The following is a 19029-nucleotide window of genomic DNA, read 5'->3' as shown; positions in this document are numbered from 1 at the left end:
GCTGCTGTAAAGTCAGTGTTCGCTTTTGCCTGCTGCAGATCATACGGCGCGCTCAGCAATCCGAGTCGCAAGGAATGAATAAATTGATGCAACGGGCTTGAATGCTTCATTATATTTATTGTCGTTGCGGGATTGGCTTTTTTACGTATTAACCTTGTAAAGCGGCAATATAAGCAAGGTCATGGTCGAATTTACTCGAATCTCTCGCCTCGTCTTGTCAGATTCGAACCGATTTACGCGATCCGGTCTATAATCTACGCTTTGTGCACAAGATACTTAGGAAGAAAAATGCTGCAGATTGAAATCCCCGGTAATCAAACCTTCGCTTTGGCACATCTGGTATTGGATTACAACGGCACCCTAGCCTGTGACGGCGCTATCAAACACGGTGTAATCGAGAAGTTGCATGAACTTTCGCAGCACTTGCAGGTACATGTCATTACCGCGGATACGCACGGCTCGGTGCATCAAGCCTGCGCAGAAGCGTTTATTACCATTCATGTGATTGCCAAAAACGATCAGGACCGTCAGAAGCAGGAATACATTCGGCAATTAGGCGCGCAAAACTGTGTTGCCGCAGGAAACGGTTTGAACGACGCGCTGATGCTGCAAGAGGCTGGACTTGGCATTGTTTTGATGCAGGAAGAGGGATGCGCGACCAAAACGTTGATGGCCAGCGATCTGCTTTTCGGTTCGATTGACGATCTGCTGGATTCTCTCCTGCAACCGAAACGACTGATTGCCTCTTTACGTAACGGATAACGGTTACTCCGAACGGCATCTGTTGGATGAGCTGCTTTTCATTAGCGCATTTGAATACCCTCAAACAAGCCGAACTTGCTGTGCGCGGATAGCCGGATATCCGTTGATTTCACTCGTGAAAAGTAAGTTTTAAGTACTTGATTTCTTAAGGGTAATTTTTATTTAATTTCTGATTTTTTCTTTTAAGTACGTAGTTATAGGTATAAGATGGGTGTGTGCTTCTTGTAAATTATTGCTTCTATATTGAAGCGGTATTTATTGGAAAGTCATAAGGCCTTGCCTTAAAAGTTTTGTATGTATTTAACAAATTTGAGTCATGGCAAAGGAGTTAATCATGTCCAGCAAAACATTACCCGTAACGATTTTAGTTAGCTTATTGTTGCTGTCGACCTCGGCGTTTGCTGCCGAAGAGGTTAAAGTTAAAATCACCGACAAACTGGCGGAAATTCAAGTCAAGCACAACGGCAAATCCGTCACCATCAAGCGCAATCAGGATCAAACCAATACCATTGATGAAGATTATGCGCTTACCTCCCGCGTCTGCCCGCCGTTCTGTTTGCAGCCGATCAAACTGCTACCGGGCGTGGAAACCATTGGCGAGCTGGAAATGCTGGATTTTCTGAAGCGTAAGGCTCAGGGAGATCAGTCAATTGTCATCATTGATTCGCGCACTCCGGATTGGGTCGCGAAAGAGACGATTCCGAGTGCGATCAATATTCCGTGGACGAAGTTATTTCCTCAATCCTCTTCTTACGAACCGCTTGAGGTTGAAGAGATTCTCACCCTGAGATTCGGGGCGATAGTGGTGGATAATATCTGGGATTTTTCGAATGCGAAAACGCTGGTGATGTATTGCAACGGACCCTGGTGCGGACAGTCGCCGACCAATATCAAGGCGCTGGTGAATTTGGGTTATCCCGCCCACAAGATATTTTGGTATCGCGGCGGGATGCAGGCATGGCATGCGGCCGGTTTAACGACCGTAACACCTTAGCGTGCTTTAGAGTGTTCCTTTAAAGATTCACGGAATTAAGGCGTGTGAATCGGGCAACCGAAGCGGTCGGATTTTTGACCCGCTGCGGTTCCGGGACACCGGTCACGATAGTCCGGAACACCATCCTGATCAGAATGCCGAGGGCAGCCGTTTGCCGAAATACCTTTAGACAGTTCCAGCGGCGTATTTTCCGGACAGTAATCCTTGCTGTTGACCACGCCATCCCCATCGTCATCCAACTCGCATCCATTGGGATCAACCGGGTAGGCCTGAACGCTTTTCTGCAGCCGTTCCGGGTTTACAACCATTCGATAGCGGAAATCTTTGTTTACCTTTTTTAACTGAGCGGTATCAGGACACTTATCGATCGCGTCTTCAACACCGTCAAAATCGGAATCCGTTGCGAATGCCGCAAAGGAGGCGGTCATGGAGGTCAACAGCAATAGAGACGAAATTACACAAATTTTCACTTGGAAAAGCCTCGGTTACTATCGGCCAAGAATAGTGTCAACTTCTTCCTGCGACAGGTATTGTGCTTGGTAATTCCCTTCGCCGATAACCGCTTCAATCTGACCGACATAGGCGCGCAGATGGTATTCCGAGCCATCGACAAGCGAGCTGTAGGCATTGATCAGTGCACTTTCATCGGTGTATTCCAGGCCGCAAACTTTGGGATAATTACTCTCGCGCATGACTTCCGGACAGACAACAATATCGTTCATATCCAGTTCTTCGATAAAGGCACCGACATACAGAGCGCTCAGTTCGCTTTCCGTTGCTTTGGAAATCAGCGCGTCGAATTTCTCTTTGAAATACCAGCCCCATTCTTCACCGTAAAACTGACCGATTTCCTCCGGCAGGTTGTTGGCGTCCGGATTCGGATCGGTAAGGTTAAATTGCGCCAGCTTATCGCGCATGGTATCTGTATGGGTTTGTTCAGACTGTGTCGCGATCTGGTTGAATACCGATTGCTCCGGATACATTTCGGCCAGTGTTAAATAAACATCGCGGGCCAATTTTTCTTCCTCACGCATAAAAGTTAGATGCGAAGCTTCAACTCTATCCAAGCCGGACGAAGTGGATTTCTTGTCGGCAAAGGCTTCCATAGAATTGAGTGACAGTGCGGCAAGCAGGGCGGTGTATAAAACCTTTTTCATTATTTTTCTCTATTGTTTTATTGCAAGTAGTATTTATTTTTGTTTTCGCAGCAGTCTAGCAAAAGAGATTAGAAAATTATGAAATTGGAGTGTGGAATTGACTGAAGTCATGAACTTTCTAACGGGAAAGTAACGGGAAGATTTGACGGATTGTGTTTTATGACCTGATCCGCAGCTTAATCTACTGCAAGCCAGTTGTTTGGAGTTTTTGAAGCGATGGAATACGACGGGCATAAGGCATTAAGGTTTACCAATCAAGGTTTTTCAGACAGGCGTAATTTGCACGGTTGTATTCGTCCCAGTCATGAGGGATGCAGGCCAAGATGGAGCGGAAGGACGAGCAAAAAGACCTCGCTCATCTTGCCAAGCCTCTATGCTGGCTGGCAAGGAAAGAAGCAAAAGGTCTGCTTATTCGTGTTTAATTTTGGTTTCGAAATATCAGCACCGATTAGCGCATTTATGGTTAAATGCCTGCTGATTTTGTAGTTTTAGATGCATATGACTGAATTTGAATTGCAGGTTCTGGGCACGGGCGGCGGAGCGTCTCAGGTGTACGACGGCTTAACGAGCAGCAGTTTTATGCTGTTACAGAATAAACAGCCAGTTTGTCTTGTCGATTTGGGGCTGGGCGTCGGGCGCGAAGTCATCCAATCTTTTGGCCGTTTCCCTAAAGATATTGTCATTACCCATAACCATTCCGATCATGCCGGCGATTTACCGGTTGTTCTGCGCGTCGAACAGGCTAAAGGCAGGAAGTGCCGTGTAATCTGCCAGCAGCAGATTGCCCAGCGCCTTCAGCAACACCGCCTCGCCGAACATTTGGAACAGATTGCTGCGGAAGATTTGGCTGAATGGTTAACTCCGCCGCAACAGATGCGCACGGCACTGAATGAGCATTTGGCAATCGAATTTTTCCAGGGTCGGCATTCCGAGTTGAGTTTTGCCTTTATTCTCTATTATGAAGACCGGGCACTATTGGCTTACACCGGCGATTCAACCATGGAAAGCGAGTTGTATCGGACTTTGAGCCAAGCGGATACCTTTATCATCGACGCCCGTCCTGATTCAAATGCCTGGCATGCCAGTTTTTCAGAGGTAGAATCCTGGTTGAAACCGGGCTGCTATGTTATCGGTCACGGGCTAAATAATGAGCAGATTGAGCTCTATCCCCATCTGCCACTGTTAAAGCAAGGCCAAAAGATTCCACTGTTGTTTAAGTAGGTTTATATGAATATTGCCGAGCTGGTTAAAAGGTTGATTCAACTGGTCTATTACTTTTCGCCCTATTTCTGGGTTGATCGCTACTACAAACTCCGCGAACTGGATTATGTAATCGATTCGCATGAATGGCAATCTCTTCGTAATCGACGACTGTTCCTTTCAGAGTTTTACATTGTCGGCTGGCTGGCTCTGTCCTTCGTTTTAATGGTGAGTTCCATTTTCTATCCCTTGTCGTATTGGCTGATTCCATTTCTGTTTCTGCGCATTGTCGGTATCGTCAATAAGGAACTGGGAGTGATTCTCTTCGGAATTTGCAAAATTACCGAAGGGACGGCCGTTTCTGCAACCGGCAGGGTTATCGTTCTAGCAATGGTCAACTATCTGACCGCCATGTTTCTGTTTGCGACCATTTATCAGATTAATGGATTGTTCGAAGACGTACCGGCCTATCTTGTTCAAGCGATGTCGCTTGGCGGCATAATTCAGGCATTGCAGATTCACTTCACGATGAGCGGGGCTTTTGCTCCGGCCGACCTGTTTACCTGGGCGATTACCGTTTTGCAAGGAGTTTTCTGTTTTATGTTCGGAACGATCGTGATTTCGTTATTTGTCTCCTTACTGAATGTAAAACCTTTAAACAAATAAAGCATTTTGATGAATAATAAACCTATTCTTTCATTAATCCATTTATAAAAATACGCGGATACGAATGCTTACTGGAATCAAAGGAATCGATATGTTTACAACTAAACCGTTTATATTTTCCCTTTTTGCTGTGGTGGCTTTTGCTAACGCAGCCGTTGTTTCTGCCGCTGACATTGCGTCGGTGAACGGTAAAACCATTACAGAGCAGGATTATGAGCTGTTCATTCAGGAGAATAAACAGGCTCAGGTCCCCAATATCGACCGAGAGCAGGTGATCGCTGAGCTGATTAATCGAGAATTGGTCTTTCAGGATGCGATGAGTAAAGGGCTTGATAAAGATCCTGTATTGTTGAAAAAACTGGAAATGATCAAGTTGAATCTGTTGATTAGCGCCGCGATTGAAAAAGCGGTAAATACTCCGCCAATTACCGACAGCGAATTAAAAAAGCTGTATGAAGATAAACTCGCCAACTTTGCTCAGAAAGAATACAAAGCGCGGCATATTTTGCTCAATAGCCAAACCGAAGCCGAAGCGGTGATTCGCGAGTTGGATAAAGGCGCAGACTTTGCCGAGTTAGCGAAAACAAAGTCGGTTGGCCCGACAGGAAAGAACGGGGGAGACTTGGGCTGGTTCTCGCCAAGCCAGATGGTTGCGGAATTCAGTACCGCCGTGACGGCCTTGAACAAAAAACAGTACACGAAATCGCCGGTGCAGACGCAGTTCGGCTATCACGTCATTCTGCTTGAAGATAGCCGTGAGGCACGAGCGCCCAGTTTCGATTCGGTAAAAGCAAAGCTAAAACAGGTTATTCGGCAGCAGCGGGCCACTTCTTATCTAGAGTCATTAAGAAAAAAAGCGAACATTACGGTTAAGTGATTCAGCTGTTTTGTCGCAGGGTGCGTTGAAGTTGATTGTGTATTTGAGGCGAGTTTAAGTTCCGTTCTCGTACACTTCAAATACCGTGTATGCAGTTTTGAGAAGTTTGGCCGGATAGCAATAGGAACGTTTTACTCCGGCTTCGTGTTTTGGCGGGTAACCGAATTACCCGCCGTGTTGTTTGATAAGGGTTATTCTTTTTCCCGATATTTCAATTCTTTATGGAAGTGACGGTGTTGCCTGTCGCGCTGGAGTTTCATTTCCCGTTCATATTTACTCTGTTCCTTATCCAGGCCACCTCGTGCATCCGGCGCTTCGGCCATAGCCGTTTGGCTTAACATCATTGCTGAACCTAAAATCAAAGCGAATTTGCGCATTTTTCAATTCCTCCTAAGGTGTGTGCCAAGCCATCTTAGCAAGGCGTTAACAGCTTGCGAAAGAGGTAACCTGTGACTAAAACTCTAATAAAGTATGACAACAGTGTGTTAGTTCAATAAGTATTATGACGAATGCTTTCTTTCATCGTTTGATGTCGCTAAAATCAAATTGAATATGGCTTTCAAGGAAATAACCATGGCGACGACACAGATCTGTTTTATTTCACATGGCGGGGGCCCATTGCCGCTTTTGGATCCACAGGATAATCGCGAGATGATCGAAACGCTGTTACAGATTCGTGATGAAATCCGGCGTCCGAAAGCGATTCTGGTTATCAGTGCACACTGGGAAGAAGCGGTTCCGACACTGATTGCCGGAGAGCAGCCCGGTTTGATTTATGACTACTCCGGATTCCCGCCGGAAGCCTATCAAATTCAATATCCCTGTCAGGGGTCTCCTGAATTAGCCGATAGGGTGCATCAGGCGCTTGCGGATGAAGGGATTGAGTCCGTCAAGAATCGTGAACGGGGTTTCGATCATGGCTTATATGTGCCGCTCAAAATTATGTTTCCGGAGGCGGATATTCCCTGTGTCGAACTATCACTGTTAAGAAACCTAGATCCGGAACAGCATATACGCCTCGGCGAGGCGCTGGCTTCATTGAACGATCCGGACTTGCTGATTTTAGGCTCTGGTTTTTCATTTCATAATATGCGTGCATTTTTCAGTCACTCAAGTGAGGTTGAAGCGCAGCAGAATGCGGATTTTGAAGATTGGCTGCAAGAGACTTGCGGTGATGATTCGCTGGACGAAGCGCAACGACGATCGCGTCTGGTGAATTGGCTACAGCAGTCCCCCGCAGCACGCTATAATCATCCGCGGGAGGAGCATCTTCTGCCATTACACGTCTGTTATGGAGCGGCGCAGAGCGCGTGCAGAAAGTCCTATCGTCTGGAAATTCTCGGAAAACAGACCAGTATGTACCTCTGGTAGTCTATTCTCTTTGAATCTGTACCGACTTTATCCGAGTGATCGCGTATTTATCTTTAAGCGTTCGCTTGGATCGGTTTCCTACTTGTTATCCATACCGCCTTGAACGGATGTTCAAGGCGGCTCGCTTTTTGGTTCTCTGTCAGTGTTACAAACTTTATCGATTTTATTACCTGTTTTTGCGTTAATTGCCGCCGGCTTCGCAAGTCGTAAACTGAATCTGTTAGGCCCGAATTCGGCGAGTGAATTAAGTCGTTTTGTTATCTGGCTGGCACTGCCGGCACTCTTGTTTGACATTATGGCCCACACCTCATGGCAGACTTTATGGCATGTCGAGTTTATCGTTGCTTATCTGGTCGGGACGCTGGGCGTTTTCTTTGTTGTCATTCTGTGGCGACGCTGGCAGGGCGCGCCTTTGACCTGTGCCAGTATCGACGGTGTCGCCGGCGCTTATTCCAATACCGGCTATGTCGGCTTTCCGTTGTTGTTTCTGATTTTCGGTGCATCCAGCCAAGTGCCGACGATTATTGCTACTATTATCGTGGTCTGCATTCTGTTTGCGCTGGCGCTGGTATTGATCGAGAGCGATTTAAAAGCGGATACGATTTTGCCGGTGCGCATCGTTCACGCACTGATCGCGGTATTGAAGAATCCGTTGGTATTTGCTCCGATCATGGGTTTTCTGTTTTCTCTGACTGGTTGGCGTTTGCCGCAAGGAGCTGAAACTTTTTTGGATCTGCTCGGTGCGGCGGCCAGTCCGGCTGCTCTGATCAGTTTAGGCCTGTTTTTGGCCGATGCCATGCAAAGAAGTACGCACTCCAGTCAAATGATGCGCCGGATCGCCTTGCAGCTGACTTTTCTGAAATTAATTGTTCAACCCCTGATTGTTGCCTGGCTGGTACTGGGCGTTTTTAAAATGGATACCGAATGGGCTTATATGGCGATTTTACTGGCGGCGCTGCCAACCGGAACAGGACCCTATATGCTTGCCGAGTTCTATAAACGTGACGCTTTGATTACAGCGCAAACGATTCTGTTTACAACCGTTCTGTCGCTTTTCAGTCTGACATTGATACTGTTGTTAATGGGGTATCAGCCGCCGGGTCTCGCTTAATTCTTCGGGTTAGGCGCGCTGTTCCGGATTTTTCTTAGTGTGATACGTATTAATCATTAGTTTTATTTCCATTGCATAAAAAGTTTGAATTATCCTCCATGTCAACTATCCGCTAACAATAAAGCATGGTTTAACAAGGACTTGGCGTTTTACCTGACAATTATTGACAAGCGAGTATGGGAGAGAGTTATGAAGGATTTTCCGGCACATTTAAAAGAATTAAATACCTGGATGGAAAAGTTGGGGGCGGCAACGCCTAAGGTGATGCAGGGATTTGGTGCTTTGCATGCGGCAAGCCTCAAATCTGGGGCTTTGGATACGAAAACAAAAGAGTTGATCGCCTTGGGAATTGCAATTACCGTGCGCTGTGATGGCTGTATTTCTTTTCATGTGCATGATGCGATGCAGGCCGGCGCCAGTGAAAAAGAGGTGGCGGAAACGGTCGCTGTTGCGATTCTGATGGGCGGCGGCCCGTCGGTAGTGTACGGTATTGAGGCGATGCAGGCTTTCAGCCAGTATCAGGAACAAGGGTTGTAAAGTTTTATGATAAAGGTGGTTGCGGATTGATCCGTTACCCAAATAAAAAAAACCGCGTGTAGGTACGCGGTTTTTTTATTTTCAGTGATCGGTTGATCAGCTGTGCCAGATATCCTTGGTGATGGATTGATACCAGCTTCTGGCGTAGTCGGCTTCCATTTTACGCTCTTGAAGAGACGCACCGGCTTTACTGACGCCTCCCGCTCCAGGAATTCCGCTCAAACGGCCGTCTTTGTTTTCGTAAACGCCTACGACACTGATACCGTAATCTTCGGCAACCAGACTGTAGCAGGTGTTGACGTTACGGGTCGGCGGCATCGGCAGATTGTTCAGGCTCGAGACAATCGCAGCGGCGCACATTTTGCCCTGACTGGACGCGGAGTGTCCGGATTTCGGCATGGCTCCGGCAATACAGGCATCACCCACCACGAAAACGTCTTTATGGATTTTCGATTCAAACGTATCCTGATCGACCGGACACCAGCCTGAATCGTCAGTAAGACCTGCCGTAAAAGCAATTTTCCCGGCTTTTTGCGCTGGAATAACATTGATGACATCGGCGCTGACTTCATCGAAATCGCTGTAAACGGTTTTGCTGGCGACATCAATCTTGGTCACTGTTGCGCCATCCTGCGAGCCGTACCATTCGATCATCTGGCCATAGACATCGCGCCAACCTTCGCCGAACAGGGCTTGTTTGGAGAACTTCGTCTTCGGATCAAGTACCATTATGGTTGCGGTCGGATTATGTTTCTTGAAGTATTCGGCAATCATCGAAACACGCTCGTAAGGACCCGGTGAGCAACGGTAAGGGTTTGGTGGCGCAACCATCAGGAAGCGACCGCCTTGAGGCATTTCCTGAATTTGTTTGGCCAGCAATTCGGTCTGCGGACCCGCTTTCCAGGCATGCGGGAAGATTTCAGCCACTTCCTCTGAATAGCCTTCAATCGCGTCATAGATGAAATCGATTCCCGGTGAAACGACTAAACGGTCGTATTCAAGCACTTCGCCGTTGTCGAGGGTCACGGTTTTTGCCACAGCATCAACGCCGGTCGCCATCTGATGAAGAACGTTGACACCGTGTTTGGTTTTCAAGGTTTCATAGTCGTGTGTCAGATAGTCAACATCGACCAGACCGGCCAGATACCAGTTTGAACCAGGGCAGGTCATATAGGTTTTTTTCGGTTCGATCATAGTGACTTGAGTCGAGGAATCGAAACGTTTGATGTATTTGGCAACCGTTGAACCACCGAAACCGCCGCCGATGATAACGACGCGTTTGCCGTTAGCTTGCGATTTATCATTGCTTGAACAGGCTTGTAATCCGAACGTTGAAGATGCGATACCCGCTGCGGCCAAAGCCTTTACTAAAGTTCTTCTTTGTAATTTTTGCATGTTGCTTCCTCCGTTACGGTTTCAGTGTGGCGAGATAGTCGGCAATCGCTTCAAGTTCGGCATCGGAATATCCTTTTACGTGGCGATCCATTATGGTCGACGGACGTTTACCCGATTTGAAATCTTTCAGTTGCTGCAGCATCAGATCGCGCGGATACCCGGCTAGAGGCGGAATGGTGCCTCCAGTGTGTTGACCCTCCGGTCCGTGACATTGGAAACAGGTGGTTGCGAAGGCCTCACCCATGGAGATCGCTTGAACTTGCTCGGCAGAGGCGAGGCTTGGCAGCAGCGAAAGATTACCGGCGAGCAGAACGCTCGCAGCGAACGCAGGAATTCTCTTCAACATAATGGTTTTCCTTTGTGGATCCTTGTTTTGTATTTTGTACCCGGCCATGAGCTATCCGGCATTAGCCGAGATAGCTGATAGCAATATAAATTATTAATATGTATGCATAAGCAATAGCAGAGTATTTTGCGGTTATGCTATTTGCTAGATGATAATAATTTTCTATATAAGGATATAAGAATTGGTAATGGCGTATTTGTGGCGCGATTTTACGAATTTGAGAAATGAAATGACTAAAAAAGTACCTTTAATAACGGTTAATCCGTAACAATAGATAAATTAAATTAATTCACAGATTAAAATAATAAATTATTGAGGAAGCAGCTGTTTAGCAATAAAAACGGAATCGGACGTAATTTTTTTGGTGCTACAGGCTAATCTCAGCATTAAGGTTTATCCGATTAGGCGTTGTGCACTAAGCAAAAGCTGAAGTGTATTGGATGGTTTGAGGGCTCTGTCCAACGAAAAATCCAGGCGGGAGAGGGCTTGCAAGGGAGTGCGATCAACGGAGGTTGATGTGGATGCTTAAAATCGGCACAACTTCTTTTCTGTTCGGACGCTTTTCTCTTCTCCAATGATATGGCGTCGATTATGATAATGGCCTTCAATCGCGAAAATAATATGCAACAAGGGAGTGATTTTATGAATATTGCAGAGGTTGCCAAAACCCGTTATGCCACTAAAAAGTTCGCTGCGGACAAACGAATTCCGGATGAAGTGTTTGCGCAAATCAAAGAATTATTGCGTTTTAGTCCGTCGAGCGTCAATTCCCAACCTTGGCATTTTGTCATTGCTGATTCACCTGCAGCGAAACAACGTCTGGCCAAAGGTACACAAGGGCAGTATGGTGCCAATGAAGCCAAAGTATTGGACGCTTCGCATGTGATTCTACTCTGCGCCAAAACACAGATTGATGATGATTATGTACGCCATCTGATGGCGGTCGAAGAACAAGATGGCCGTTTTGCCGATGAGGCTGCAAAAGACGGTGCTTATAAAGTCCGTTCATTCTATGTCAATATGCATCGTCTGGAATTGCAGGATACGGAATGCTGGATGCAGAAGCAGGTGTATCTGAATATGGGAACGATTTTGTTGGGTGCCGGCGTTTTGGGTGTGGATGCGGTTCCGATCGAAGGGGTGGATACCGATATTTTAAATGCAGAATTTGATCTGCCAAGTCGTGGATATAGCGCACAGGCTCTGATTGCTCTGGGGTACCGGGACGAGCAGGACTTTAACGCTAGCTTGCCGAAATCGAGACTGAGTGAAGATGAGATAATGACGTTTATTTAGTCTGACAAGCGGGAGGTCGTTTGTGCCTGTTTAAAGAATGGCTGTCGTCAATTCCATCTTATAAAATCTTTTTAAAAGCCTGACTTTGTCAGGCTTTTTTATTGAGCATGCTTTTGAACCTCGCATGTGAAAATACAGAGCGCTTTACCAGTAAATCCCCGTTGCGCCTATAAGAATTTCCAGTGTGCCGAGCGTCAGGTTAATTGCGATAATCGGACGCATCTGCTTTTGCATAATCGCGCCGGCATCGGGAAATCTCTGCTCTTGAACGGCTTTTTTGAAAGCCTGAAAAGGTTTGAAGTACAGCCAGCTGAAAAAGGCGATCATTAACCAGCCGAGCCATTGCATAATTTCAATATACAGGGTTGAGGATTCTGCGGCGAAGCGGGCCGACCAATCCCAATAGCCGGTGACAACAATCAGAAAAATCGCTAGCCAAACCCATTTAAAGAAGCGACTGAAAACGCCCAGCCAAAGGGTTAATCTATGTGGAGGGTCAATTTCCATCGCGGCAGGGCGCAGTACTCGATAGGCTAAAAACATCCCGCCGACCCAAACGACGGCAGCGAGCATATGAGCAGCGATCATAGTCACATCAATTATATTCATAAGTCTTCCTAAGTTGGTTTAGATACCGGTTTTATAAGTAATCGATTTATTTTATCTCTTGCCATAATTTATCATCTCAAACAAAAATTCGGCATATTTTCCGCAAGTGAAATTTTTCTTACTCACAATAACAACAGGGTTTCGGTCATAAACTGCGAAAACATTCCGAAAATCAAAGTAAATAATTGGATTTCATAGAAATTTCTTGGGTGAGCGGTATAATTTCAAGCAAAATTTTTAGGTTTGAATTTTCTGTTTTATTAAGCATGCAATCCTTGGCAGATGCGCGGCGTCTTAAGTTTCAGATGAATACAGATCTGTCGACGGTTAGAATTTTCCGATTTCGTCTCTAAAGTGAGTTTCTCAGGTTCCTGATTTTGTTCAAGCTTATGTTACGTATTCTGTCTTTTGTTTTTTTGGGGTTGCTTGCACTGCTATGGCAGACAACGGCCATGGCAGAGGAAAAACCGGCTACGAGTCTTGATAAGGTCGTTCTGCAGTTGAAATGGCTGCACCAGTTTCAGTTTGCCGGCTACTATGCGGCTCAGAAAGAGGGCTATTTTGCCGAGCGGGGACTGGACGTTGAAATCCGTGAAAGGGACCTGGAAAAAAACAATATTCAGCAGGTACTGAACGGCGAGGCGCAATACGGGATTGCCGATTCGATTCTGATGCTTTATCAGGCGAAAGGAAACCCTCTGGTTATCGTAGCGCCGATTTTCCAGCATTCGCCGCAAACTTTGATTACGCTTAAATCCTCCGGAATCGACAGTCCCTATCAGCTTGAAGGCAAAAGCGTTGCCTTCTATCAGAAAGATACCGATGGATTTGCTGTATTGGCGATGGCGAACCATTTAGGCATCGAGCTGAATCTGCAACGGCTACACCATAAAACTGACCCCGGCGTTTTGGTCCGAGGCGAGGTGGATGTTTACGCCGGCTATCTGACCAACGAACCTTATTATCTCTATCAGCAGGGTATTGAAGTTAACCTCATCAAGCCGATGAATTACGGGATTGACCTCTACGGAGATATGCTTTTCACCTCTCGAAAAGAACTTCAGGAGCATCCAGAAAGAGTTGCGGCGATGCGCAAAGCGGTCATAAAGGGGTGGCAATACGCTCTGCAGAATAAGCGAGAGATCGCCCAGTATATTCTTGATACCTACCAGCCTAAAAACAAAACTCTGGATCATTTGATTTTCGAGGCCAAGGCTATCGAAGAGATGATGGCGGTCAACAGTACTCCGATTGGAACTATGGATCGCGGTCGCCTTGAATTTACCAAAAAGCTGTTTCATAAACACAATCTGGTGCAAAACGACTGGGATCTTTCCGAAGGCATTTATCAACCGCAGATCAGCAAGCTGAGTTTTACTGCGCAGGAGGAAGCGTGGATCGAAGCTCATCCGGTGTTGAAACTGGGCATTGATCCGGAGTGGTTTCCGATCGATTTTGTTGATGAGAACGGTCAGTTCAGCGGAATTTCATCGGAACTGTTTCACTATATCGAAGAGAAAACCGGTTTGAAATTCGAGGTCAGCCCGGAATACTCTTGGGCACAGACGATCGATATGATAAAACACAAGCGCTTGGATTTACTCTCGGCTCTGACGATCACCGAAGAACGTAAAACGTATTTGAAATTTACCCGTCCTTACCTGAACTTTCCCACGGTAGTTGCAACTCGGACCGGAACACCATATTTATCCAACCTGAAAACTTTGGATACCATGAAACTGGCTGTGGTCCGAGGTTATGCAGCGCAGGAGTTTATCGAGTTGAATTTTCCGGCGGCACAGCTGTTTTTGGTGGATTCGCCACTAGAAGGTTTAAAGGCCGTTTCCAAAGGCGATGCTGACGGTTATGTCGACAATGTCGCCGTTATCGGGCACTACATCCGTACCAGCGGCTTAGGCAATCTCCAAGTCGGCGGGGAATTGCCGTTCAGTAAAGCGATTTCGATCGGTGTCCGCGATGATTGGCCGGAATTACAAGGAATTCTGGACAAGGTGTTGGCGCAGTTAAACCCTAAAGAACTCAGTGAAATGCAGAACCGTTATCTGATGGTGCAATACCAGAGTTCATTTGACTGGAAAACGCTGCTAAGCCTGTTGGTCCCTCTGCTGATAATTCTTGCCGTGATTGCTTTCTATACACTGCAATTACGCAAAGCGCGGCAGGATTTGCAGGAAAAGAACCAGATATTGCACAAACTTTCTTCCACCGACTATCTGACCGGCGTCTATAACCGTTCATATATCGATAAGCGACTGCTTTCCGAGATTGCGCGTGCAAAACGTTATCAGACACCTTTAAGCATTCTGCTGTTTGATCTGGACCACTTTAAATCGATCAATGATACCTATGGTCACGATATGGGAGACGAAGTTCTGCAGACCTTTACCGAAGTGATTACCAGCAGCATTCGGGAAATTGACGTCTTCGGTCGCTGGGGCGGCGAAGAGTTTCTGCTGATTTCGCCGAATACCGATATCGAGCAGGCCTATTTTCTGGCGGAAAGGATCCGGCATGAAGTCAACAATGTGCATTTTAGACAGAAAATTCGTCTGGCATCCAGTATTGGTGTCGCCGAGCTCAGAGCGGACGAAAATTTGAGTGAAATCGTTAAGCGTGCCGACGAAGCGGTGTACAGTGCCAAGGAGCAGGGGCGAGATCAGACGGTGATCGCCAAGTAAGGGTTATTCGATATGAGTGGTATGGAACTCGTAAGATACCACTCGCTTTCGCTAAGTTAAGGTTCGACTCAACTATCTACTACAAACAGTAATGAAGGGCTTATTGGTTTGAATGACGAATATTACAGTAGACTGATTTGGCGTCGTCTTTTTCACTACCGAGTATTTTGTTTTAGATAGAGGAACGGCTACAGAGGCCGTTTCAAGTTTGGTGGGGAAAGGAGATGGCACCTGCTGCAAACCGAAAGGCAGCAGGTGAGGTAAATCGCAATCAGTGCGTTTTGAACTGCTGTACCAGCTGTTGCAGTTCGGCGGCGTGTGCGCTGACTTTCTGACAGGCATCGGCAGTGTGGTCGGCGCCGTCGGCAACATTATGACTGACCTGTTGAATTTCCAGCATATTGGCCTTAACAAACTCCGACTGCTGTTTCTGCTGTTCTGCAGAGGCTTCGATTTTTAAATTTTTCTGAGTAATGGTTTTGACCGCTTCGGCAATCATCGACAGTGCTTTTCCGGCGTTATTGGCCTGGGTAACGCTGTTCAGCGCCTGCTCCTGTCCATTTTGCATAACCTGAACCGCTTCGTCGGCGACGCTTTGCAGCTGTTCGATAATTGATTCAATCTGCACCGCGGAAGCTTGTGTTTTTGCTGCCAGTTCACGAACTTCGTCGGCAACGACCGCAAAGCCGCGACCATGTTCGCCGGCACGTGCTGCTTCAATGGCCGCATTCAGAGCCAGCAGATTGGTCTGTTCCGAGATGTCTTTAATGACGGAAAGCACCGAGGTTACGTTTTTGCTGTCGGTTTTCAGGTTGCGGATTACGGTCGCGGTCTGTTCCACTTCCTGAGCCAGAATCTGAATCGAATCGATTGCCTGGTTGACGACCTGCGAGCCGGAGTCGGTGGCTTTTTCAGCCTGCTGTGCGGCAGCGGTTGCCGCCAGCGTATTATTGGACATCTCGGCGGCAATTTCTGTCATATTGGTAATCGATTCGGCAACTTTTTCCGTTCCGGATTTCTGCGCATTGACCCCTTCGTGTGTGTTCTGGGAGACCGTCATCATTCCTTCGGAAGCCTGATTCAACTCGTCGGTGACCTGTTTGATACGGTTGACCATGCGACTGAGATTTTCAGCCATCAGATTGAAACTGTTGGCCATATCGCCGATAAAGTCATGGCTTTTCAGGCTGCATTTCAAAGAAATATCGTTTTGACTGATGGCGTTGGCCACTTCGCCGATACGCATCATGCGTTTGAGCAGACGTTCTTTAAGAAGCCAGTAGTTGAAGATACCGATCGATATCCCGGCCAGAATACAAGCGATAACAAACCAGACCAGCATGCCTTCCTTGAAGTTGACAAACAGACTGGCGAACAGCGGAAAAACTACGCCCATACCGAGACCCGCACCGATGTAGGTGAGGAACATATTGCGTAGAATACTGGGTTGACTGAAGTTAAACGAAACCATAATTCTTATCTTCTATTCTTTATGACTGTCGGAGTTGAACAGTCTCAAAGCACAAAGCAAGCCAAATTAAGGTTGGTTATCCGTCGGTGTGCGGTAAAGTATCAGAAACGGTTTGCTGTAGTGCGTTGCTACACACAGCTTACATGGGGCGTCAGCGATTATTACGCCATACCAGAATACGGTTGTTTTGCGGCATTTCAATGTCCTTCAGCAGTTTCAAGCCGGATTGTTCGGCCAGCCAGTTACACCACTCGAAATCCTTGATGCCGCTTGCCGGATTGCGTGCTTTGAGCCATTGATCGAAGCGAGCGTTACTTTCACTGGTAAAGTCCCCGTTATAGTTGAAGGGGCCGTAAATCATAATGATTGCATTAGGATTCAATACCTTAGGGACATGTTCAAAAAAATCCTCGACATGATTCCGGCCCATAATATGAAAGCTGTTGGCGCTGAAAACCGCATCAAAAGTGCTGTCTGGCCAGTGAAGCTCTTCGGAGACGTTGAGGCAGATTGGCGCGGAGACATTTTCCAAAGCGGCTTCTTCAAGCCATTGGTTAATGCCGACATGACATTCCATCAGGTCTGAGGTTTGCCATTTCAGATGCGGCAACTGAGCGGCAAAATAGACCGCATGCTGCCCCGTGCCGCTGGCAATTTCCAGTACCGAACGGCAATCGTGCACTAATTCCTCAATCGCTTGCAGGATAACCTGTTTGTTTTCTTCACTGGATTGGGCAAAAGGTTTTTGCTGTTGGTTTGTCATGCTCATTCGTTACCGGCCTTTATACGGAAGCGGATTAGTTCGAGTTATTGGTTTTCGGGCGACGTCGGGATCTTTGCGGACGGGACGGATTGTCCGAACGATTTTCTGCCGATTTACCCTTAGCGTTGTTTCCTTGCGGTTTGCGTCTCGGACGACGAGGTTTGGTGTCATCTTTTTGGCTGCCGCCGTTACGGTTTTCCGGTTTAGCCTTCGGAGGCGTTTTCACTTCGGGTTTGCTTCCCGGCTCTTGAATAGCCTGTAATGTTTTATTTTTCTTCGGCTTTTTAGGCTTTTTCTTTTTAATGCCCAGTTTGGATTCAGGCAAGGCTTTCTGCGGTTCGAATCCGGACAGAATTTTTCGCGGCAGTATTTGGTTGATCAGGTTTTCAATGCCGACCAGTTCTTTATACTCTTCGGCACAGACCAGAGAAATCGCTTCTCCATCGCATCCGGCGCGACCGGTTCGTCCGATACGGTGTACATAGTCTTCGGAGACATGCGGCAGATCGAAGTTGACCACATGTGGCAGCTGGTCAATATCGATCCCGCGGGCGGCGATATCGGTTGCGACCAGCACCTGTAGTTTATTTTCTTTAAATTCGTTTAATGCGCGGATACGGGCATTCTGACTTTTATTGCCATGGATCGCGGCGGCTTTGATCCCGTGTTTGTCGAGCTGGGTCGCCAGTCGATTGGCACCGTGTTTGGTACGGGTAAAGACCAGAAGCTGGTACCAGGCGTGCTCTTTGATCAGATGGATCAGCAGTCGGGTTTTGCTGGCTTTATCGACCGGGTAGATAGACTGTACCACGGTTTCCGCGGTCGAGTTTTCCGGGGTAACGGAAATTTCGACCGGATTGTGTACCAGACCTTTAGCCAAAGCGCGGATTTCATTGGAGAACGTTGCCGAGAACAGCAGGTTCTGACGTTTGGCCGGTAGTAGAGTGAGGATCTTTTTAATATCGCGGATAAAGCCCATATCCAGCATGCGATCAGCTTCATCCAGTACCAGTACTTCCAGATCGTCGAAACGAATGGCGTTTTGCTGATAAAGGTCAAGCAGGCGTCCCGGTGTTGCGACCAGAATATCGACGCCTTTGCGCAGACGCTGCATTTGCGGGTTGATTTTGACTCCGCCATACACAACCGTTGAACGCAAAGGCAGTTCTTTACCATAGGTTTCTACGCTTTCGCTGACCTGAAGCGCCAGTTCCCGGGTTGGGGTTAACACCAGAGCGCGCGCCTGATTGGATTTGGCGATACGCCCTTGAGATAGCTTTTCCAGAAGCGGTAAGGTAAATCCGGCGGTTTTACCGGTTCCGGTCTGTGCGGCCGCCATCACATCGTGGCCTTCGATAATCGCCGGAATGGCTTGTGCCTGGATAGGGGTCGGGGTCGTGTATCCCGCTGCTTCGACCGCTTTGAGGATTTTGTCGTTAAGGTTTAGTTGGCTAAATTGCATAGGTCTTTTTTCTCTGACTGTTTACGAGTGGACTCGATGATGGGTGCGCCCGTGATTTCAAGGTTTCGATCCTGACAGAAAGAGAAATAAGAGAAAACAAGCGCCAAACTAAACGCCACATCTATGGCGCCTAGAATAAAGGACGGAAGCATACCTTAAATGCCGGTTAATAGCGATAATAATCGTGTAGTTGCGTGCAATTTCACGGACGGTAATACATTGTATGTGGGCGAGTTTTCAATGCAGCCTTTGTGTACCCGTCGTCCTTAGTTTTGCGCCTGAAAGCTTCTGTATAAATTGTCCTTTACAGTGG

19 protein-coding genes are annotated in these 19029 nt (G+C 47.2%); 10 read left to right on the top strand and 9 right to left on the bottom strand.

Annotation, left to right across the window (positions count from 1 at the left end):
• The first annotated feature begins 288 nt into the window (after window positions 1-288).
• Together HQN79_RS07050 and HQN79_RS07045 are read left to right on the top strand one after the other, a co-directional pair.
• Window positions 289-762, top strand: a complete 474-nt coding sequence (locus HQN79_RS07050; protein ID WP_173285236.1) for an HAD family hydrolase — start codon at window positions 289-291, stop codon at window positions 760-762.
• Between the two features lie 334 nt (window positions 763-1096).
• Window positions 1097-1756, top strand: a complete 660-nt coding sequence (locus HQN79_RS07045) for a rhodanese-like domain-containing protein (RefSeq protein ID WP_173285235.1) — start codon at window positions 1097-1099, stop codon at window positions 1754-1756.
• Between the two features lie 35 nt (window positions 1757-1791).
• On the opposite strand, the gene HQN79_RS07040 is transcribed toward HQN79_RS07045, so the two are convergent.
• Window positions 1792-2226 carry a thrombospondin type 3 repeat-containing protein gene (locus HQN79_RS07040; protein ID WP_173285234.1) on the bottom strand — a complete coding sequence of 145 codons (435 nt, stop codon included), beginning with the start codon at window positions 2224-2226 and terminating at the stop codon, window positions 1792-1794.
• Window positions 2227-2244: 18 nt separating this feature from the next.
• Window positions 2245-2913, bottom strand: coding sequence for a DUF2202 domain-containing protein (locus HQN79_RS07035; protein ID WP_173285233.1), 669 nt, complete (start codon window positions 2911-2913; stop codon window positions 2245-2247).
• A gap of 492 nt (window positions 2914-3405) precedes the next feature.
• On the opposite strand from HQN79_RS07035, the gene HQN79_RS07030 reads away from it, so the two are divergent.
• The 3 genes from HQN79_RS07030 (at window position 3406) to HQN79_RS07020 (ending at window position 5656) form a co-directional block, all read left to right on the top strand.
• A complete protein-coding gene (locus HQN79_RS07030) occupies window positions 3406-4134 on the top strand; it encodes an MBL fold metallo-hydrolase (RefSeq protein WP_173285232.1) in 729 nt (242 codons plus the stop codon).
• Window positions 4135-4140: 6 nt separating this feature from the next.
• Window positions 4141-4779 (top strand): hypothetical protein, encoded by a 639-nt coding sequence (locus HQN79_RS07025; RefSeq protein WP_173285231.1) that lies wholly within the window; start codon window positions 4141-4143, stop codon window positions 4777-4779.
• 91 nt (window positions 4780-4870) lie between these two features.
• Window positions 4871-5656 (top strand): peptidylprolyl isomerase, encoded by a 786-nt coding sequence (locus HQN79_RS07020; RefSeq protein ID WP_173285230.1) that lies wholly within the window; start codon window positions 4871-4873, stop codon window positions 5654-5656.
• Window positions 5657-5847: 191 nt separating this feature from the next.
• On the opposite strand, the gene HQN79_RS07015 is transcribed toward HQN79_RS07020, so the two are convergent.
• Window positions 5848-6033: a hypothetical protein gene (locus tag HQN79_RS07015; RefSeq protein ID WP_173285229.1), complete on the bottom strand. Its 186-nt coding sequence runs from the start codon at window positions 6031-6033 to the stop codon at window positions 5848-5850.
• A 196-nt stretch (window positions 6034-6229) separates the two neighbouring features.
• On the opposite strand from HQN79_RS07015, the gene HQN79_RS07010 reads away from it, so the two are divergent.
• The 3 genes from HQN79_RS07010 to HQN79_RS07000 all read left to right on the top strand — a co-directional run bounded on the left by HQN79_RS07010 (window position 6230) and on the right by HQN79_RS07000 (window position 8675).
• Complete coding sequence (locus HQN79_RS07010; protein WP_173285228.1) at window positions 6230-7027, top strand: DODA-type extradiol aromatic ring-opening family dioxygenase; 798 nt, start codon at window positions 6230-6232, stop codon at window positions 7025-7027.
• Between the two features lie 142 nt (window positions 7028-7169).
• Window positions 7170-8138, top strand: coding sequence for an AEC family transporter (locus tag HQN79_RS07005; RefSeq protein ID WP_173285227.1), 969 nt, complete (start codon window positions 7170-7172; stop codon window positions 8136-8138).
• Between the two features lie 189 nt (window positions 8139-8327).
• Complete coding sequence (locus HQN79_RS07000; RefSeq protein WP_202984487.1) at window positions 8328-8675, top strand: carboxymuconolactone decarboxylase family protein; 348 nt, start codon at window positions 8328-8330, stop codon at window positions 8673-8675.
• 96 nt (window positions 8676-8771) lie between these two features.
• On the opposite strand, the gene HQN79_RS06995 is transcribed toward HQN79_RS07000, so the two are convergent.
• Window positions 8772-10070 (bottom strand): NAD(P)/FAD-dependent oxidoreductase, encoded by a 1299-nt coding sequence (locus tag HQN79_RS06995; protein WP_173285226.1) that lies wholly within the window; start codon window positions 10068-10070, stop codon window positions 8772-8774.
• Between the two features lie 13 nt (window positions 10071-10083).
• On the bottom strand, window positions 10084-10416 hold the full coding sequence (locus HQN79_RS06990; RefSeq protein WP_173285225.1) for a c-type cytochrome: 333 nt from the start codon (window positions 10414-10416) through the stop codon (window positions 10084-10086).
• A 642-nt stretch (window positions 10417-11058) separates the two neighbouring features.
• Here HQN79_RS06990 and nfsB point away from each other — a divergent pair.
• A complete protein-coding gene (nfsB, locus tag HQN79_RS06985) occupies window positions 11059-11712 on the top strand; it encodes an oxygen-insensitive NAD(P)H nitroreductase (protein ID WP_173285224.1) in 654 nt (217 codons plus the stop codon).
• 144 nt (window positions 11713-11856) lie between these two features.
• Here the strand turns inward: nfsB and HQN79_RS06980 are convergent, their stop codons facing one another.
• On the bottom strand, window positions 11857-12321 hold the full coding sequence (locus HQN79_RS06980; RefSeq protein ID WP_173285223.1) for a CopD family protein: 465 nt from the start codon (window positions 12319-12321) through the stop codon (window positions 11857-11859).
• Window positions 12322-12698: 377 nt separating this feature from the next.
• On the opposite strand from HQN79_RS06980, the gene HQN79_RS06975 reads away from it, so the two are divergent.
• Entirely contained in the window at window positions 12699-15020 is a 2322-nt protein-coding gene (locus HQN79_RS06975; RefSeq protein WP_173285222.1) for a transporter substrate-binding domain-containing diguanylate cyclase, read from the top strand.
• 271 nt (window positions 15021-15291) lie between these two features.
• Here HQN79_RS06975 and HQN79_RS06970 read toward each other — a convergent pair whose 3' ends face one another.
• The 3 genes from HQN79_RS06970 to HQN79_RS06960 all read right to left on the bottom strand — a co-directional run bounded on the left by HQN79_RS06970 (window position 15292) and on the right by HQN79_RS06960 (window position 18716).
• Window positions 15292-16491 carry a methyl-accepting chemotaxis protein gene (locus tag HQN79_RS06970; protein ID WP_173285221.1) on the bottom strand — a complete coding sequence of 400 codons (1200 nt, stop codon included), beginning with the start codon at window positions 16489-16491 and terminating at the stop codon, window positions 15292-15294.
• 151 nt (window positions 16492-16642) lie between these two features.
• On the bottom strand, window positions 16643-17260 hold the full coding sequence (locus HQN79_RS06965; RefSeq protein WP_238843330.1) for a DUF938 domain-containing protein: 618 nt from the start codon (window positions 17258-17260) through the stop codon (window positions 16643-16645).
• Window positions 17261-17288: 28 nt separating this feature from the next.
• Window positions 17289-18716: a DEAD/DEAH box helicase gene (locus HQN79_RS06960; RefSeq protein ID WP_173285220.1), complete on the bottom strand. Its 1428-nt coding sequence runs from the start codon at window positions 18714-18716 to the stop codon at window positions 17289-17291.
• Window positions 18717-19029 lie beyond the last annotated feature (313 nt).

It is taken from the genome of Thiomicrorhabdus xiamenensis (assembly GCF_013282625.1).
GTDB lineage: Bacteria > Pseudomonadota > Gammaproteobacteria > Thiomicrospirales > Thiomicrospiraceae > Thiomicrorhabdus > Thiomicrorhabdus xiamenensis.
This window is presented reverse-complemented; position numbering and strand designations above follow the sequence as displayed.

What these genes read in the sequence shown, in the direction of transcription:
- HQN79_RS07050 (WP_173285236.1), top strand. Translation starts at nt 289, where the DNA reads ATGCTGCAGATTGAAATCCCCGGTAATCAAACCTTCGCTTTGGCACAT.
- HQN79_RS07045 (WP_173285235.1), top strand. Translation starts at nt 1,097, where the DNA reads ATGTCCAGCAAAACATTACCCGTAACGATTTTAGTTAGCTTATTGTTG.
- HQN79_RS07035 (WP_173285233.1), bottom strand. Translation starts at nt 2,913, where the DNA reads ATGAAAAAGGTTTTATACACCGCCCTGCTTGCCGCACTGTCACTCAAT.
- HQN79_RS07030 (WP_173285232.1), top strand. Translation starts at nt 3,406, where the DNA reads ATGCATATGACTGAATTTGAATTGCAGGTTCTGGGCACGGGCGGCGGA.
- HQN79_RS07025 (WP_173285231.1), top strand. Translation starts at nt 4,141, where the DNA reads ATGAATATTGCCGAGCTGGTTAAAAGGTTGATTCAACTGGTCTATTAC.
- HQN79_RS07020 (WP_173285230.1), top strand. Translation starts at nt 4,871, where the DNA reads ATGTTTACAACTAAACCGTTTATATTTTCCCTTTTTGCTGTGGTGGCT.
- HQN79_RS07015 (WP_173285229.1), bottom strand. Translation starts at nt 6,033, where the DNA reads ATGCGCAAATTCGCTTTGATTTTAGGTTCAGCAATGATGTTAAGCCAA.
- HQN79_RS07010 (WP_173285228.1), top strand. Translation starts at nt 6,230, where the DNA reads ATGGCGACGACACAGATCTGTTTTATTTCACATGGCGGGGGCCCATTG.
- HQN79_RS07000 (WP_202984487.1), top strand. Translation starts at nt 8,328, where the DNA reads ATGAAGGATTTTCCGGCACATTTAAAAGAATTAAATACCTGGATGGAA.
- HQN79_RS06995 (WP_173285226.1), bottom strand. Translation starts at nt 10,070, where the DNA reads ATGCAAAAATTACAAAGAAGAACTTTAGTAAAGGCTTTGGCCGCAGCG.
- HQN79_RS06990 (WP_173285225.1), bottom strand. Translation starts at nt 10,416, where the DNA reads ATGTTGAAGAGAATTCCTGCGTTCGCTGCGAGCGTTCTGCTCGCCGGT.
- nfsB (WP_173285224.1), top strand. Translation starts at nt 11,059, where the DNA reads ATGAATATTGCAGAGGTTGCCAAAACCCGTTATGCCACTAAAAAGTTC.
- HQN79_RS06980 (WP_173285223.1), bottom strand. Translation starts at nt 12,321, where the DNA reads ATGAATATAATTGATGTGACTATGATCGCTGCTCATATGCTCGCTGCC.
- HQN79_RS06970 (WP_173285221.1), bottom strand. Translation starts at nt 16,491, where the DNA reads ATGGTTTCGTTTAACTTCAGTCAACCCAGTATTCTACGCAATATGTTC.
- HQN79_RS06965 (WP_238843330.1), bottom strand. Translation starts at nt 17,260, where the DNA reads ATGAGCATGACAAACCAACAGCAAAAACCTTTTGCCCAATCCAGTGAA.
- HQN79_RS06960 (WP_173285220.1), bottom strand. Translation starts at nt 18,716, where the DNA reads ATGCAATTTAGCCAACTAAACCTTAACGACAAAATCCTCAAAGCGGTC.